Genomic DNA, 14,345 nt, shown 5'->3' with positions numbered 1-14,345 from the left:
CGGTCTGCGGTCCCGCGCACCCCGCGGGACCGCAGACCGGTCAGTTGTCGGACTTGATGTGGGTGTCCGGGCCCGGGTAGAGCAGGCCCTCGTGCTGGTCGTCCTCCCAGCGCACCGTGTACGGCGGGCTGCCGTCCTCGTGCGGCACCGCGATGATCACACCGATGCGGCGGTGGTCACCCACGTGCGCACCCTCGACGATGATCGTGTCCCCGATCTTGGCCTTCATGGGGCTCACCTCCTCGTCCATTGTCCGGTCGGGCGGGCCGGTACGCAGGTCAACGCCGCCAGGCCGTCGGCAGCTCGTACTCCCAGCCGGGCTGCCACGCGAACGGCGCCGACACCAGCCGGTGCAGATCGGCGCCCTCCAACAGCACCGCCAGCGCGTGCCGGTTGGCCGAATGGGCGATCAGCACCAGCCGCTGCCCGTCGTGCCGGTCCGCGAGCTCCTCGAGCAGCTCGGCGGTACGGTCCACGACCTGCCGGTAGGACTCCCCGCCGGGAAACGGCGTGTCCACCCGCTGCGGCCGCTCCCGGTCCAGGCGGTGCACCGGCATCCCGTTGAGCTGCCCGTAGTCACATTCGCGCAGCCGGGCGTCCAGGCGGATCCCGATACCGCGGGCACCGAACGCGAGCTGCGCGGTCTGCACGGCCCGGTGCAGGTCGGAGCAGTAGACCAGGTCGACGCCGTCGTCGCGACGGCGTCGCGCCAGGTCGGCGGCGTCGCGCAGGCCCCGCTCGGACAGCTGTCCCGGCAGCCAGCCGGTGGCGATACCGGCCTCGTTGTCGGTGGTCGTGGAGTGGGTCTCGTACACCAGGCGCACGCTCATACCGTCTGCACGCCGACGCCACGGCGCCCGGTTCGCAGCCGGGTCAGGCCAGCTCGCGCACCCAGCGCAGCGGCGAGGTCGCGGTGAAGCCGAGCCGGGCCAGCACCGCGGCGCTGGGCGGATTGTCGAACTCCAGTTCGGCCACGACCCGCCGCGCCCCCGCCGCGGCGGCGGCCTCGACCAGCGCGGACGCGGCCTCGGACGCGTAACCGTGGCCGCGGGCGGACTCGGCCAGCCCGTAGCCGATCTCGACGGTGCCGTGCTCGTCGGGGGCGCCGTGGTAGCCGACCCCGCCGACGAACAGGCCGCTGTCGCGGACCTGGATCGCGTACGGCACCCACAGCCCGCCCGGCGCCCCGGCCCGCAGGTACATCCGGGCCGTGTCCTGGTCGCCCGCGAACGGGAAGTCCGGCGCCCAGCGCGGGTCGCGGGGCTGCCCGTCGGCGATCATCGACGCCAGGATCGGGGTGTACGGGTGCAGCACCAGCCGCGCGGTCTCGATCACAAGCACCGCAGCCTACCCGCGCGCGGGGGACAGCACGCGGGCGCGCCGTCGGCGAGGATGGCAGCCATGACGTGGACCGCCCCGCAGATCACCCGCACCGACGAACCGTTCATCGGCTCCGAGCGCACCATCCTGGACGGATACCTCGACTGGCACCGCACCACGCTGCTGCACAAGTGCGCCGGGCTGACCGGCGAGCAGCTGTGCCAGGCTTCGACACCGCCGTCGAACCTGACCCTGCTGGGCCTGGTCCGGCACATGACCGACGTGGAGCGGGGCTGGTTCCGCCGCCGCGTCGCCGGGCAGCAGATCGAGTCGCTGTACTCCCACACCGACGGCCGAGGCGGTGCCTCGTTCGACCTGATCGACCCCGCTGACGCCGCCGGTGACCTCGACCGGCTGGTGCAGGAGTGGCAGCACTGCCGCGACGCCGTCGCCGACCTCGACCTGACCGCCGAGTTCGTCCACGAACGCAGCGGCGCCAGGATGTCGCTGCGCTGGGTGTACGTCCACATGATCGAGGAGTACGCCCGCCACAACGGCCACGCCGACCTGCTGCGTGAACGCATCGACGGCACCACCGGCGCCTGAACCGAAAGAACCGACTTCCGAAACCTCCCGGACCTGCCTTTCGTCAGGTGCGCGGCTGTTCGGCCTGCGGGATCGTGGGAACTGCCGGTGCTCGCACCGCCACCGGCAGCCCCGCACCCAGCAGGGCGGCGGCCGCGACAGCGGCTACCACCGGGGCCCGCACTCGACCTACTGCGCGATCGTGGTCAAGGCCGCCCCGGCCCGCTGAAGCCGACGCCGGTACCTCTCCACCGGCGTCACGCACCCGGGCCGCACGCCTCGCGGCCCGGGTGCACTCATGCGGTGACCTGCGCGACCGTACCCGTGGGGGCGTACGTCATGTCCCGTACGCGGCAGACCCGCTACGCTTCGCAGTGTGGACCGCCGCGACCGACGCGCCGCGGCCGCGCCGCAGCAGGCGCGGCCGGGTCGTCGTGCTGTCGTCGTGTCCGACCTCGACGAGCTGCGCGGCCCGACCGGCGGCGTGGTCGAGCTGCCGCACCGGCTGTTCTGGCAGCCCGACCGTGGCGTCGACCTCGCCGACACGCACCTGCTGACCTGGTTGTACGAGACCGTGCTGCGCGAGGCCCGCACCGGCGCGGAACTGCGCACCTGGCTGCACGGGCCGACCCTGGTCCGGCTGTGGCCCGACCTGTTCCTGCCCCGCGGCATCCGCCGCGCCTGGGAGGAACGCCACCCGCAACTGCGCACCCAGGTTCCCGCGTCGTGACCGGCGGCGCGCAGGCGCTGCAGCACGACGTCGCCCGCATCGCCCTGTCGGTGGCACGCGCCCACGGGTTCGCCCTCGGCGGCGGGCACGCCCTCAACCTGTACGGCATCGTCCACCGCGGCACCGAGGACGTCGACCTGTTCACCGACGTCGACGGCGGGGTCCGTGCCGCCGGGGCCCTGGTCGCCGCCGCGCTGGCCGACGCCGGACTGCACGTCACCACCTACGGCGACGACCTGGGCGAGGTGTTCGACGGGCTCGACGACGAGCTGGTCGAATTCGAGGTGACCCGGGGCGCGGCGGTGATGCGGCTGACCCTGGCCCGCTTCGACCGCGAACGCGGCCCGGTCGTCATGGACGTCGGGCCGGTGCTGCACCTGGACGACGTACTCGGCGGCAAGGTCGCCGCGCTCGCGGCCCGCGCCGAGCCCCGCGACTACGTCGACGTGGCCGGGGCGCAGCGCCGCTACGACCGGCAACAACTCATCGAACTGGCGCAGCGGGCCGACCCGACGCTGACCGGCGACGACTTCGCCGCCGCGATGCGCCGCCTGGACCGCCTCGACGACTCCGTCTGGCAGCACCTGTACGGCCTGAGTCCGCAGGCGTGCGCGGCCGTGCGGGCCGCGTTCGCCGACTGGCCGCGCTGACCGGTCCGGGCACCGCGCTCGCAGGCCCGGACCGTGGCCTTACCGCCAGCGCGAACGAGAAGCCACCGGCGATCGCCGCGACCCGGGCCAGGCCGCTCACCGCCCGTCCAGCGGTACCACGGCGGGTTCGGCCTGGCCGAACCGTTCGCGGCGGTGCTGCGCCAGGTCCTGCGGGGCTGAGCGGCCTCGGCCCGACCGCGGCTGCTTGGATGGACGCCATGACCGAGCAGCCGCGGTCGGCGGACGAGATCCTCGACATCGTCGACGAGCACGACCAGGTGGTGGGCCAGGCCCGCCGCGCCGACGCGTACGCGCGCAGGCTCATCCACCGGTGCGTGTTCATCCTGGCCACCGACGCCGACGGGCGGATCTTCGTACACCGGCGCACCGCGCAGAAGCTGGTCTTCCCGTCCTGCTACGACATGTTCGTCGGCGGTGTGGTCGGTGCGGGGGAGTCCTACGACGAAGCCGCGCGCCGCGAGGCGGGCGAGGAGTTGGGCGTGGTCGACCTGCCGCGGCCGGAGTACCTGTTCAAGTTCCTGTACGAGACATCCGAGCACGCGTGGTGGTCGGCGGTCTACCGGGTGACCGTGCCCGGACCGGTCGATCCGCAGGTCGAGGAGGTCGCCTGGCACGCGTTCCTCACCCGCGACGAGCTCGACGCGCGGCTGGCGCGGTGGGAGTGGGTGCCCGACGGCATGGCCGCGTGGCGGAAACTGGCCGCCCGCGCCTAGATCGGCTCCACCCCGGTCGGCAGGCGGCTCCACGCCGACTCCTCGTGCAGGTATGCCAGCAGCACCTCCCGCATCGCCCGCGCGGCGTGGGTGGGGGTGACGTCGCGACGGTGCGCCAGCGCGATGGTGCGCTGCACCCCCGGTGGGGCCAGGGGAGTGGACCGCAGCCGGGTCCGGCCCGACAGCACCATCGACGGTACGAGCGCGACCCCGAGCCCGGCCTCGACGAACCCGAGCACGGCGTCCATCTCGCCGCCCTCGATCGCGAACGACGGATCGAACCCGGCCCGGCGGCACGCCTCCAGGGTCGTGTCGCGCAGGTCGTAGCCGGGACGGAACATCACCAGCGGCTGGTGCTCCAGCTCCGGCAGCGTGAGCACCGGCGACTCGGTCGGCGCGGGCAGGGTGATGGCCGACGCGACGACCAGGCTCTCGCGCAGGATCGGCTCGGCCCGCAGCGCCGGATCGGTGCCCTGGTCGGGCAGCACGATCAGGGCCAGGTCCAGGCCGCCGCGGGCGAGTTTGCCGACCAGGTCCTGCGAGCCGCCCTCCTCCAGCAGCAGCCGTACCCCCGGGTAGCCCTCCTGGTAGCGGCGCAGCACCGGCGCGACCAGGCTGGTGCACAGACTCGGGGTGGCGCCCAGCCGCAGCCGCCCTCGGCGTACGCCGATGAGTTCCTGCACCTCCAGGCGGGCGGTCTCGACGTCGGCGAGGATGCGCCTGGCCCGGGGCAGCAGCGCCTCCCCGGCCGGGGTCAGCGTGATGTTGCCACGCGAGCGGGTGAACAGCGGCGCGCCCAGTTCGGTCTCCAGCACGTGGATCTGCTTGCTCAGCGACGGCTGGGTCACCCCGGCCTGCTCGGCGGCCTGGGTGAAGTGGCGCGTCTCGGCGACCGCGACAAAGTACTTGAGCTGCTGCAACTGCACACCCATAGCGTAGGGCCATCGTCGGAGCCCCGACGATGGCCGCGGCAACCGCCGCCGGCTGCCGCTGTCTAGGATGGCGCCCGTGCGGCAGCAGACCCGGGTCACCTATGACGGCATCGCGTGGGCGTTCGTGTGGGCGGGGTTTCCGCTGGCCGGCGCCGGAGTTGGCTGGCTGCTGCGGGCGGTGGCCGGTTGGGTGGCGGGCCTGGCCTGGGCGCCGCTGCAGGGCCCGTTCCGGCTGGTCGCCTCGATCCGCGAGCCGTACGGCACCCTCGCCGCGGTCGGCGTCGGCGCGCTGCTCGGTCTGGGCGTGGCGCTGCTGGCGACCCTGGAGGTGCTGGTCCTGGTCATCGACGACGATGCCGTGGCGCTGCGTCGGGGCGGGGTCGAACGGGCCCGGTTCGGGCGACCGGCGGTACGCGGCGTGTTCATCGACCTCAAGCACCTGGTCCTGCTCGGTGCCGATGGTGCCGAACTGGACCGGCAGGAGTGCGACCTGGACGTCGAGCGGGTTCGGGCGGCGTTCGAACGGCACGGCTACCGGTGGCTGCCCGGCGATCCGCACGCGGCGCACTACCGGCGCTGGGTGGACGGCGACCCGGACCTGACCGGTCCCGCCGGTGCGTTGCTGCGGGCCCGGCAGCGGGCCGTCGACCGGGGTGAGGACCGCGACCGCGACGAGTTCCGGGCCGAACTGGCCAGGTTGGGCGTGGTGGTGCGGGACGAGGGCAAGCGGCAGTACTGGCGCTCGCAGGGACAGTGAGTTTTCCCACCTGCTGAGGTGTGCCTCACAGGCCGGTGACGCGTTGCGGCGGCGAAGCGGCATCTGGGGACCCTGAATGCACGCTGAAAGATCAATTGAAGCTGTTTCAGTATGGCGTACGGCTATCGACTGGGCCCGTGTCATGCATTGGACGCCTGATCCACAGCGTCCTAGCCTGCGAGACGTGGCAGTAGCGAATCAGACCCTCGCCCGACCTGGACTTCTGCGGTCCACGGTCGGCCAGAAGGTGATCATGGCGGTTTCGGGAGCACTCCTGGTGCTCTTCCTCCTCGCGCACATGATCGGCAACCTCAAGATCTTCTTTGGCGCGCAGACGTTCGACTCGTACGCGCACTGGCTGCGCGAGATCGGCGAGCCGATGCTGCCGTACTCGGCGTTCCTGTGGATCCAGCGCGTCGGCCTGCTGGTCGCCATCGTCGCCCACATCTGGGCCGCGACGGTGCTGACGATCCGCGCCAAGAAGGCCCGGCCGGTCAAGTACGCCCACCGCAAGCCCGTCCAGGGCTCCTACGCCGCGCGCACCATGCGCTGGGGCGGTGTGATCATCGTGCTGTTCGTGGTCTACCACATCCTCGACCTGACCACCCGCACCATCAACCCGGTCGCCGACACCAGCAAGGCCCACGCGGCGGTCACCGCCGACTTCGCCCCCGACCGCTGGTATGTCACCGCGTTCTACGCCCTGGCCGTGCTCACCCTCGGCTTCCACCTGCGGCACGGCATCTGGAGCGCGCTGCAGACCCTGGGTGTCAGCAACGACCGCCGCGAGAAGGCCCTCAAGGGCGTCGCGCTGGCCGTGGCCGCGGTGATCGTCGCCGGGTTCCTCTCCGTCCCGTTCGCCGTACTCACAGGGCTGGTGAAGTGACCATGTCGGACTACTACACCCTCGGCGACCCGGTCGCCGACACCAAGGCGCCCGAGGGCCCGATCGAGACCCGCTGGGAGCAGCGCCGCTTCGGCGCCAAGCTGGTCAACCCGGCCAACAAACGCAAGCTCACCGTCATCGTGGTCGGCACCGGCCTGGCCGGCGGCTCGGCCGCGGCGACCCTGGGCGAGCTCGGCTACCAGGTCAAGTCGTACTGCTACCAGGACTCCCCGCGTCGCGCCCACTCGATCGCGGCCCAGGGCGGCATCAACGCGGCCAAGAACTACCGCAACGACGGCGACAGCGTCCACCGGCTGTTCTACGACACCGTCAAGGGCGGCGACTTCCGCAGCCGCGAGTCCAACGTACACCGCCTGGCGCAGATCTCGGTGCAGATCATCGACCAGTGCGTGGCCCAGGGCGTCCCGTTCGCCCGCGAGTACGGCGGCCTGCTCGACACCCGCTCCTTCGGCGGCGCCCAGGTGTCGCGGACCTTCTACGCCCGGGGTCAAACGGGCCAGCAGCTGCTGCTGGGCGCGTACCAGGCCCTGGAGCGCCAGATCGCGGCCGGGACTGTGCAGATGCACGACCGGCACGAGATGCTGGAGCTGATCATCGTCGACGGCCGCGCCCGCGGCATCGTCGTACGCGACCTGGTCACCGGTGAGATCAGCACCGAGTTCGCCGACGCGGTCGTGCTCGCCTCCGGCGGCTACGGCAACGTGTTCTTCCTGTCCACCAACGCCAAGGGCTGCAACGTCACCGCGTCGTGGCGGGCGCACCGCAAGGGCGCGCTGTTCGCCAACCCGTGCTACACGCAGATCCACCCGACGTGTATCCCGGTCTCCGGCGACCACCAGAGCAAGCTCACCCTGATGTCGGAGTCGCTGCGCAACGACGGCCGGGTGTGGGTGCCCAAGGCCAAGGGCGACGCCCGGGTCCCGGCCGACATCCCCGAGGACGAGCGCGACTACTACCTGGAGCGCATCTACCCGGCGTTCGGCAACCTGGTGCCCCGTGACATCGCCTCGCGCGCGGCCAAGAACGTCTGCGACGAGGGCCGTGGCGTCGGCCCCGGCGGCCTGGGCGTGTACCTGGACTTCGCCGCCGCGATCAACCGCCTCGGGCGTGACGCGGTCGAGGCCAAGTACGGCAACCTGTTCGAGATGTACCAGCGCATCACCGGCGAGGACCCGTACACCACGCCGATGCGCATCTACCCGGCGGTGCACTACACGATGGGCGGGCTGTGGGTCGACTACGACCTGCAGTCGACCATCCCGGGCCTGTTCGTGATCGGCGAGGCGAACTTCTCCGACCACGGCGCCAACCGGCTGGGCGCCTCGGCGCTGATGCAGGGACTGGCCGACGGCTACTTCGTGCTGCCCAACACCATCGGCGACTACCTGGCCGCGGGCCCGTTTCCGAAGCTGGACGGCGAGAACTCGCAGGTGGCCGAGGCCCGCAAGCAGGTCGAGGAGCGCATCGAGAAACTGCTGTCGATCAACGGCGACCGCACCGTCGACTCGTTCCACCGCGAGCTGGGCCGCATCATGTGGGAATACTGCGGCATGGAGCGCACCGACGCCGGGCTGCGCAAGGCGATCAGCGAGATCCGTGAGCTGAAGGCCGAGTTCTGGCAGCGGGTGAAGGTCCCCGGCGACGGCGAGGGCCTCAACCAGTCGCTGGAGCGCGCCGGCCGGGTGGCCGACTTCTTCGAGCTGGCCGAGCTGATGTGCATCGACGCGCTGCACCGCGAGGAGTCGTGCGGCGGGCACTTCCGGGCCGAGAGCCAGGACGCCGACGGCGAGGCCCAGCGCGACGACGAGCGGTTCAGCTACGTCGCCGCGTGGGAGTTCACCGGCGACAGCCCGGTCCTCCACAAGGAGGACCTGACCTTCGAGTACGTACACCCGAGTCAGCGGAGCTACAAGTGACCCAGAAGTCGATGAGCCTGAAGCTGCGCATCTGGCGGCAGGCCGACGCCCAGGAAAAGGGCGCCATGGTCACCTACCAGCTGCAGAACGTCTCCCCGGACATGTCGTTCCTGGAGATGCTCGACGTGCTCAACGAGCGGCTGACCCTCGACGGCGAGGACCCGGTCGCCTTCGACCACGACTGCCGTGAGGGCATCTGCGGCATGTGCAGCCTCGTGATCAACGGTGTGCCGCACGGGCCGGAGAAGGCGACCACCACCTGCCAGCTGCACATGCGGCATTTCAAGGACGGCGAGACGATCGACATCGAGCCGTGGCGGGCCAAGGCGTTCCCGGTCGTGAAGGACCTGGTCGTCGACCGCCGCGCGTTCGACAAGATCATCCAGGCGGGCGGGTACATCTCCGCGCCGACCGGCTCGGCCCCCGACGCGCACGCCGCCCCGGTGCCCAAGGCCGACGCCGACGCCGCGTTCGAGGCCGCGACCTGCATCGGCTGCGGCGCCTGCGTGGCCGCGTGCCCCAACGGCTCGGGCATGCTGTTCACCGCCGCGAAGATCACCCACCTGGGTCTGCTGCCGCAGGGCCAGCCCGAGCGCGACACCCGCGTCATCGACATGATGCACGCGCACGACGAGGCCGGGTTCGGTGGCTGCACCAACACCGGCGAGTGCACCTCGGTCTGCCCGAAGGGCATCCCGCTGCAGGCCATCGCCCAGCTCAACAAGGACTTCCGGCACGCCCTGCGCGCCGCGTCCTGACCCGTACGGCCGACACAGGGCCGCGCCCGTCCGGTTGACGGGCGCGGCCCTGCGCACATCCGAGGCGGGCCTCAGCCGGGTTTGCGGCCCGACCAGACACCCGTGGTCCGCCGCAGGACCCGGTCGTCTTCGGCAAGCTCCAGCACCCCGCGGTAGAACTCCTGCCGCCGGTCGTCGGGCAGGGCCTCGATGAACGCCCGGTAGCCGTGGCTCATCGCCCACTGCCACAGCATCTCGCCGTCCCGGAACGTGATCGCGACCTGCGCACTGTCCTCGCGCAGATCCACGAAGCCCGCCTCCTCCAGCAGGTCGGCGGCGTCGACCGGCCGACCCATGCCCGCGTCCGGGTCCAGGTAGGCCGCGAACCGCCCGAACAGGCCGTTCAGGCGGCTGCCGAGCGAAGTCTCGTCGGCGACCGACGGTGCGCCACCTCCGCCGCCGGTACGGGCGCTGCCTCCGGTGAACGCGAAACGCCCACCCGGGGCCAGCACGCGGTACGCCTCGGCGACTCCGGCGGCCGGGTCGTCCAGGACGTGGATGACGAACGAGGAGCCGACGAGATCGAAACCTCCCTCCGGCAGCGCAAGCGCCTGCACATCCATCACGTGCGCCGTCACTGCCGGGTAGGCCGCGGTCAACCGCTTGACCATCGCCGGTGACGCGTCGACGGCCGTCACGACACAGCCCCGCGCCAGGGCCGGTGCGGTCAGCGCACCCCGCCCGGAACCCAGGTCCAGGAACCGGCACCCGGCGGGAGGATCAAGCACCTCCATGATGGCGGTGCCGAACTCGGCGAAGAACGGGGCCACCTGGTCGTACTCGTCGGCGACCCGGTCGAAGAGCTTCCATGCTGGTTCTGCCACGGCAGGCAGTCTCACGACGACGCCGCATCCGCGCAAACGCTTTTCCGCGCGTTTCGGGGTGTCGAGAATGCGGCGCCGGCTCCGTCCCGGGTATATCAGTGGCACGACAGGCCACGCGACGAAGAAGGAGCACCACCGTGACGATTCAGCGGATGGACAACGTCGGCATCGTCGTCGACGACCTCGAGGCCGCGATCGCGTTCTTCGTGGAACTCGGCATGGAGGTCGAAGGCAGGGCGCGGATCGAGGGCGGCTGGGCGGACCGCACCGTCGGACTCGACGGCATCCGCTGCGACATCGCGATGATGCGGACCCCGGACGGGCACGGGAAGCTGGAGCTGGCGAAGTACCGCAACCCCGAGGCGATCGGCGCCGAGCCGAAGAGCCCGCCGCCCAACACCGTCGGCCTGCACCGGGTCATGTTCGCCGTCGACGACATCGACGACGTCCTCGCCCGCCTGCGCGGCGCCCACGGCGCCGAACTGCTCGGCGAAGTGGCACGGTACGGGGACAGCTACCGGCTCTGCTACCTCCGCGGCCCCGAGGGGATCATCGTCGCGTTGGCCGAGCAGCTCAGCTGACGGCCCGGCGCGACCGTTCGGGTGAAAATCCGCCCGGAAAACGTCGCGGCGGCATGTCGAGAAACCACGTGCGGCTCCGTCCCCGGTGGTGAACACGGCCACAATGGGTCGTACCGCACCAAGGAGGAACATGATGGCCAAGTACCTGCTGCTCAAGCACTACCGGGGCGCGCCGGCGGCGGTCAACGACGTGCCGATGGACCAGTGGGCGCCGGAGGAGGTCGCGGCCCACATGCAGTACATGCGGGACTTCGCCGCTCGGCTCGAGGGCACCGGTGAGTTCGTCGACGGCCAGGCACTGTCGCCGCAGGGGACGTTCGTCCGCTACGACGGCGAGGGGCGGCCGCCGGTCACGGACGGCCCATTCGCGGAGACCAAGGACCTGATCGCCGGCTGGATGGTGATCGACGTCGACACCTACGAGCGGGCGCTCGAGCTGGCCGGCGAGCTGTCCGCGGCGCCGGGTGCGGGTGGCAAGCCGATCCACGAGTGGCTCGAGGTGCGCCCGTTCCTGTCCGAGGCGCCCACGGTGACCGAGTGAACGAGTCGCTGCTGCGGGAGCTGGTGCCCGCGGTGATCGGAGTCCTCGTCCGCCGCGGAGCCGACTTCGCGGCGGCCGAGGACGCCGTCCAGGACGCACTGCTCGAGGCCGTACGCGGGTGGCCGGACGACCCGCCGCGCGACCCCAAAGGCTGGCTGGTCACCGTGGCCTGGCGGAAGTTCCTCGACGTCGCCCGCGCCGACGCTTCCCGGCGACACCGTGAGATACGCGTCGAGGTCGAGCCCATGCCCGGCCCGGTCGAGGCGGTGGACGACACGCTGCGGCTCTACTTCCTGTGCGCGCACCCGTCCCTGACCCCGGCCTCGGCCGTCGCGCTCACGCTGCGCGCGGTCGGCGGCCTGACCACGCGTCAGATCGCCTTGGCCTACCTCGTGCCGGAGGCGACCATGGCGCAGCGCATCAGCAGGGCCAAGCGGACCGTCTCGGGCGTCCGCTTCAACCAGCCCGGGGACGTCGCCACGGTGCTGCGCGTGCTCTACCTGGTCTTCAACGAGGGCTACTCCGGCGACGTCGACCTCGCCGCCGAGGCGATCCGGCTCACCCGCCAACTGGCGGCCAAGACCAACCACGAGGAGGCCGCGGGGCTGCTCGCGCTCATGCTGCTGCACCACGCCCGGCGCCCGGCCCGGATGAGCTCCGACGGCAGGCTCGTGCCCCTCGCCGAGCAGGACCGCGGCCGGTGGAACACCCGGCTGATAGCCGAGGGCGTCGACGTGCTCCAGGCGGCCCTCGCCCGCGACCGGCTGGGCGAGTTCCAGGCCCAGGCCGCCATCGCGGCGCTGCACGCCGACGCCCAGGCGGCCGAGGAGACCGACTGGGTGCAGATCGTCGAGTGGTACGACGAACTGGTGCGCCTCACCGACAGCCCGGTGGCCCGTCTCAACCGGGCTGTCGCCGTCGGCGAGGCCGACGGCCCGCGGGCCGGTCTGGCCGCGTTGGCGCTGCTCGACCCCGCGCTGCCCCGCCACACCGCGGCCGCGGCGTACCTGCACGAGCGTGACGGTGACCCGGTCACCGCGGCACGGCTCTACGCCGAGGCCGCCCGATCGGCGCCCAACCTCCCCGAACGCGACCACCTCACGCGACAGGCCGCACGGCTCAACGCGCAGCTGCGCACGGGTTGACCGGAACGCCCGAAACCCGTCCCGGCCTCAACCATTGACATTGGTCGCTACGGTGGGCAGCCATGGAGCGGCAGTCACGGTTCGGACCCGGCGCCGAACTCGCGGTGATCTCCGTCGTCGCCCTCGCGGGCTTCACCGGCCGGCTGCTGTGGCAGCTCGGCGAGCAGCCGCCGCCCAGCGACGGCAAGTGGGTGCCGATCGTCGGCTACCTGCTCTTCGGCGTGCCTCTGCTGTGGTTCTGGCTGATCCGGCTGCTGCGCTGCGCGCTGTCCGTGCTGGCGGCACCGCGCCGGCTCACCGTCCGCGCGATGGTGTGCACGCCGACCCGGGTCGGCGTGTACAGCGGGTACCTGCGGGTGCACGACACCGATGGCGACGTCTACTACCAGCGCGTCGTCTACGAGCCGTGGTTCCTGCGGGTGGGCTCGGCGCCGCGGGAGGCCACCGTGCGCCGCTGCCCCGGCCTGAAGTCGATGTTCGTGGTGGACGTGCCCGGATTCGGGCGGCTGTGGCCCGCCACCGCGGCGGGTCGGGGGCTCAACCCGCTGTTCACGACGCTGTACGAGTTCCCCGCCGTCACCGACCGCGGCTGGACCTGGCGCTGGCTGGTGCCGGCCCTCGCGGGGATCACGATCATCATCTGCCAGCTGGACGAGCTCGGCGGCCCCGTCGCGCTGGTGGCCATGGCGTCGCTGTTCCCGGCCCTGTGGATCTGGGGCGGCGGCGTCCCGCCGACGAATCCGTGGCCCGCGCCCGGTGAGGTGCCGCGCGACCCCTGGTGGCTGCAGTAGTCAACAGGATCCGGCAGGGCCGGCGTGTATGCCCTCATCCGCGGGCGGGCGGTCGACCCCGCGCGTCAGCGCACCCAGCTGTACCCGGCCCAGGCGAGCAGGCCGAGCAGGAGCAGGCCGCCGGCGCGGCGGGTGTGCAGGAACGCGATCGGCGCCCACCACAGCGGCCATACCGGGTTGTCGGCGGGCGGCTCGGCAGGCACCGGCCGGTTGAACGCGGCCACCACCTTCACCAGCATCGGTACCGCGAGCAGCACCAGCAGCGCGGTCCACGGCAGCGCCCGGACCGCGACCAGCACCGCCACCCCGACGTAGAACGCGATCATCATGGCCTGGGTGAGCCGCTTGGCGGCGGGTTCGCCGATCAGCACCGGGAACGTCCTGGTGCCCGCCGGGCCGTCATACGGCAGCTTGTCGATGTGCTTGGCCATCAGCACCGTCGTGGGCAGCAGCGCGTACACGGTCGCGGCGGCCAGGACCTGCCACGGCAGCGTGCCCGTACCGGCGTAGTACACCCCGCCGACCATCAGCGGGCCCCAGGTCAGCAGCACGTCCAGCTCACCGAGGCCGATCTTCTTCAGCCGCAGCGGCGGCGCGGTGTACGCCCACGACAGGAACAGCCCACCCAGGGCGAACGCGACGATCCACCAGTCCTGCCGCACCACCAGCGTGACCATGATGGCCAGGTCCAGCACCTGACACAGCAGGATGCCGACGACGAGCTGCTTCCTGGTGACCAGCCCGGCCAGGATCGGATGCGGGGCGTACAGGGTGCGCGGATAGTTCTCGGTGTCGTTGCCGACGGCCGTGTCGGCCAGGTCGTTCATCAGGTTGTTGGCCAGGTGCGCGACCACGATGCCGACCACGGCCAGGGTCACGTTGAGCCAGTCGACGCGCACATCGGCGATCACGGCCAGCAGCACCGCCAGGATCCCCGAGGTCAGTGTCATCGGCAGCACCCCGGCTCGGGTGACGACCAGCCAGCGGGTGACGCCGTCGACGACACCCTGCTCCGGCGGGTTGGTGGTGAGGAACGCGTACCGCCAGGCCGCCAGGCGGGCCCGCAGCGCGAGGGAATTCGTCTGGGCTGCCACGGCCGCACTGTACCGCCATCCGGGACGGCCGGAGTCCGCCC

General features: G+C 71.8%; 18 protein-coding genes. 12 read left to right on the top strand and 6 right to left on the bottom strand.

Annotated features, from left to right (window positions below):
• Nucleotides 1-40: 40 nt before the first annotated feature.
• From KUA19_RS12025 to KUA19_RS12015, 3 genes are read right to left on the bottom strand one after another with little or no spacing between them, the layout of a single operon-like run.
• Complete coding sequence (locus KUA19_RS12025) at nucleotides 41-229, bottom strand: DUF1918 domain-containing protein (protein WP_217396269.1); 189 nt, start codon at nucleotides 227-229, stop codon at nucleotides 41-43.
• 49 nt (nucleotides 230-278) lie between these two features.
• Nucleotides 279-830, bottom strand: coding sequence for a histidine phosphatase family protein (locus KUA19_RS12020; RefSeq protein ID WP_217396268.1), 552 nt, complete (start codon nucleotides 828-830; stop codon nucleotides 279-281).
• Between the two features lie 43 nt (nucleotides 831-873).
• Entirely contained in the window at nucleotides 874-1,341 is a 468-nt protein-coding gene (locus KUA19_RS12015) for a GNAT family N-acetyltransferase (RefSeq protein WP_217396267.1), read from the bottom strand.
• A 60-nt stretch (nucleotides 1,342-1,401) separates the two neighbouring features.
• Between KUA19_RS12015 and KUA19_RS12010 the strand changes: the two genes are divergently transcribed.
• From KUA19_RS12010 to KUA19_RS11995, 4 genes are all read left to right on the top strand, one after another.
• Nucleotides 1,402-1,926 (top strand): DinB family protein, encoded by a 525-nt coding sequence (locus tag KUA19_RS12010; RefSeq protein ID WP_217396266.1) that lies wholly within the window; start codon nucleotides 1,402-1,404, stop codon nucleotides 1,924-1,926.
• 355 nt (nucleotides 1,927-2,281) lie between these two features.
• On the top strand, nucleotides 2,282-2,635 hold the full coding sequence (locus KUA19_RS12005) for a hypothetical protein (protein ID WP_217396265.1): 354 nt from the start codon (nucleotides 2,282-2,284) through the stop codon (nucleotides 2,633-2,635).
• Entirely contained in the window at nucleotides 2,632-3,285 is a 654-nt protein-coding gene (locus tag KUA19_RS12000; RefSeq protein ID WP_308167427.1) for a nucleotidyl transferase AbiEii/AbiGii toxin family protein, read from the top strand. Before KUA19_RS12005 ends, KUA19_RS12000 begins: the two co-directional genes overlap by 4 nt.
• Nucleotides 3,286-3,503: 218 nt before the next feature.
• On the top strand, nucleotides 3,504-4,019 hold the full coding sequence (locus tag KUA19_RS11995; RefSeq protein ID WP_217396264.1) for an NUDIX hydrolase: 516 nt from the start codon (nucleotides 3,504-3,506) through the stop codon (nucleotides 4,017-4,019).
• Here KUA19_RS11995 and KUA19_RS11990 read toward each other — a convergent pair.
• Nucleotides 4,016-4,951: a LysR family transcriptional regulator gene (locus tag KUA19_RS11990; protein ID WP_217396263.1), complete on the bottom strand. Its 936-nt coding sequence runs from the start codon at nucleotides 4,949-4,951 to the stop codon at nucleotides 4,016-4,018. The genes KUA19_RS11995 and KUA19_RS11990 overlap by 4 nt on opposite strands.
• 76 nt (nucleotides 4,952-5,027) lie before the next feature.
• Between KUA19_RS11990 and KUA19_RS11985 the strand changes: the two genes are divergently transcribed.
• From KUA19_RS11985 to KUA19_RS11970, 4 genes are all read left to right on the top strand, one after another.
• Nucleotides 5,028-5,708, top strand: coding sequence for a YqeB family protein (locus KUA19_RS11985; protein WP_254549200.1), 681 nt, complete (start codon nucleotides 5,028-5,030; stop codon nucleotides 5,706-5,708).
• A 184-nt stretch (nucleotides 5,709-5,892) separates the two neighbouring features.
• Nucleotides 5,893-6,594 (top strand): succinate dehydrogenase cytochrome b subunit, encoded by a 702-nt coding sequence (locus KUA19_RS11980; RefSeq protein ID WP_372451792.1) that lies wholly within the window; start codon nucleotides 5,893-5,895, stop codon nucleotides 6,592-6,594.
• 2 nt (nucleotides 6,595-6,596) lie between these two features.
• Nucleotides 6,597-8,531: a fumarate reductase/succinate dehydrogenase flavoprotein subunit gene (locus KUA19_RS11975; protein WP_217396260.1), complete on the top strand. Its 1,935-nt coding sequence runs from the start codon at nucleotides 6,597-6,599 to the stop codon at nucleotides 8,529-8,531.
• A gap of 11 nt (nucleotides 8,532-8,542) precedes the next feature.
• Nucleotides 8,543-9,289, top strand: a complete 747-nt coding sequence (locus KUA19_RS11970; protein WP_217396351.1) for a succinate dehydrogenase/fumarate reductase iron-sulfur subunit — start codon at nucleotides 8,543-8,545, stop codon at nucleotides 9,287-9,289.
• A gap of 71 nt (nucleotides 9,290-9,360) precedes the next feature.
• Here the strand turns inward: KUA19_RS11970 and KUA19_RS11965 are convergent, their stop codons facing one another.
• Complete coding sequence (locus tag KUA19_RS11965) at nucleotides 9,361-10,152, bottom strand: class I SAM-dependent methyltransferase (protein ID WP_217396259.1); 792 nt, start codon at nucleotides 10,150-10,152, stop codon at nucleotides 9,361-9,363.
• Between the two features lie 137 nt (nucleotides 10,153-10,289).
• Between KUA19_RS11965 and KUA19_RS11960 the strand changes: the two genes are divergently transcribed.
• The 4 genes from KUA19_RS11960 (at nucleotide 10,290) to KUA19_RS11945 (ending at nucleotide 13,210) form a co-directional block, all read left to right on the top strand.
• Complete coding sequence (locus tag KUA19_RS11960) at nucleotides 10,290-10,733, top strand: VOC family protein (RefSeq protein WP_308167426.1); 444 nt, start codon at nucleotides 10,290-10,292, stop codon at nucleotides 10,731-10,733.
• Between the two features lie 133 nt (nucleotides 10,734-10,866).
• Nucleotides 10,867-11,274, top strand: coding sequence for a YciI family protein (locus KUA19_RS11955; RefSeq protein ID WP_217396349.1), 408 nt, complete (start codon nucleotides 10,867-10,869; stop codon nucleotides 11,272-11,274).
• Nucleotides 11,271-12,419, top strand: a complete 1,149-nt coding sequence (locus tag KUA19_RS11950) for an RNA polymerase sigma factor (protein WP_217396258.1) — start codon at nucleotides 11,271-11,273, stop codon at nucleotides 12,417-12,419. Before KUA19_RS11955 ends, KUA19_RS11950 begins: the two co-directional genes overlap by 4 nt.
• A gap of 62 nt (nucleotides 12,420-12,481) precedes the next feature.
• Nucleotides 12,482-13,210, top strand: coding sequence for a hypothetical protein (locus KUA19_RS11945; protein ID WP_217396257.1), 729 nt, complete (start codon nucleotides 12,482-12,484; stop codon nucleotides 13,208-13,210).
• Between the two features lie 65 nt (nucleotides 13,211-13,275).
• On the opposite strand, the gene KUA19_RS11940 is transcribed toward KUA19_RS11945, so the two are convergent.
• The gene (locus KUA19_RS11940) at nucleotides 13,276-14,304 is read right to left on the bottom strand and encodes a prenyltransferase (RefSeq protein ID WP_217396256.1); all 1,029 of its coding nucleotides are present in this window, start codon (nucleotides 14,302-14,304) and stop codon (nucleotides 13,276-13,278) included.
• Nucleotides 14,305-14,345: the final 41 nt, after the last annotated feature.

Origin of the sequence: Catellatospora tritici, assembly GCF_019083965.1 — a bacterium.
GTDB classification, from domain to species: Bacteria; Actinomycetota; Actinomycetes; order Mycobacteriales; family Micromonosporaceae; genus Catellatospora; species Catellatospora tritici.
The sequence above is the reverse complement of the archived record's forward strand: the minus strand, read 5'-3'. Positions and strand labels throughout refer to the sequence as shown.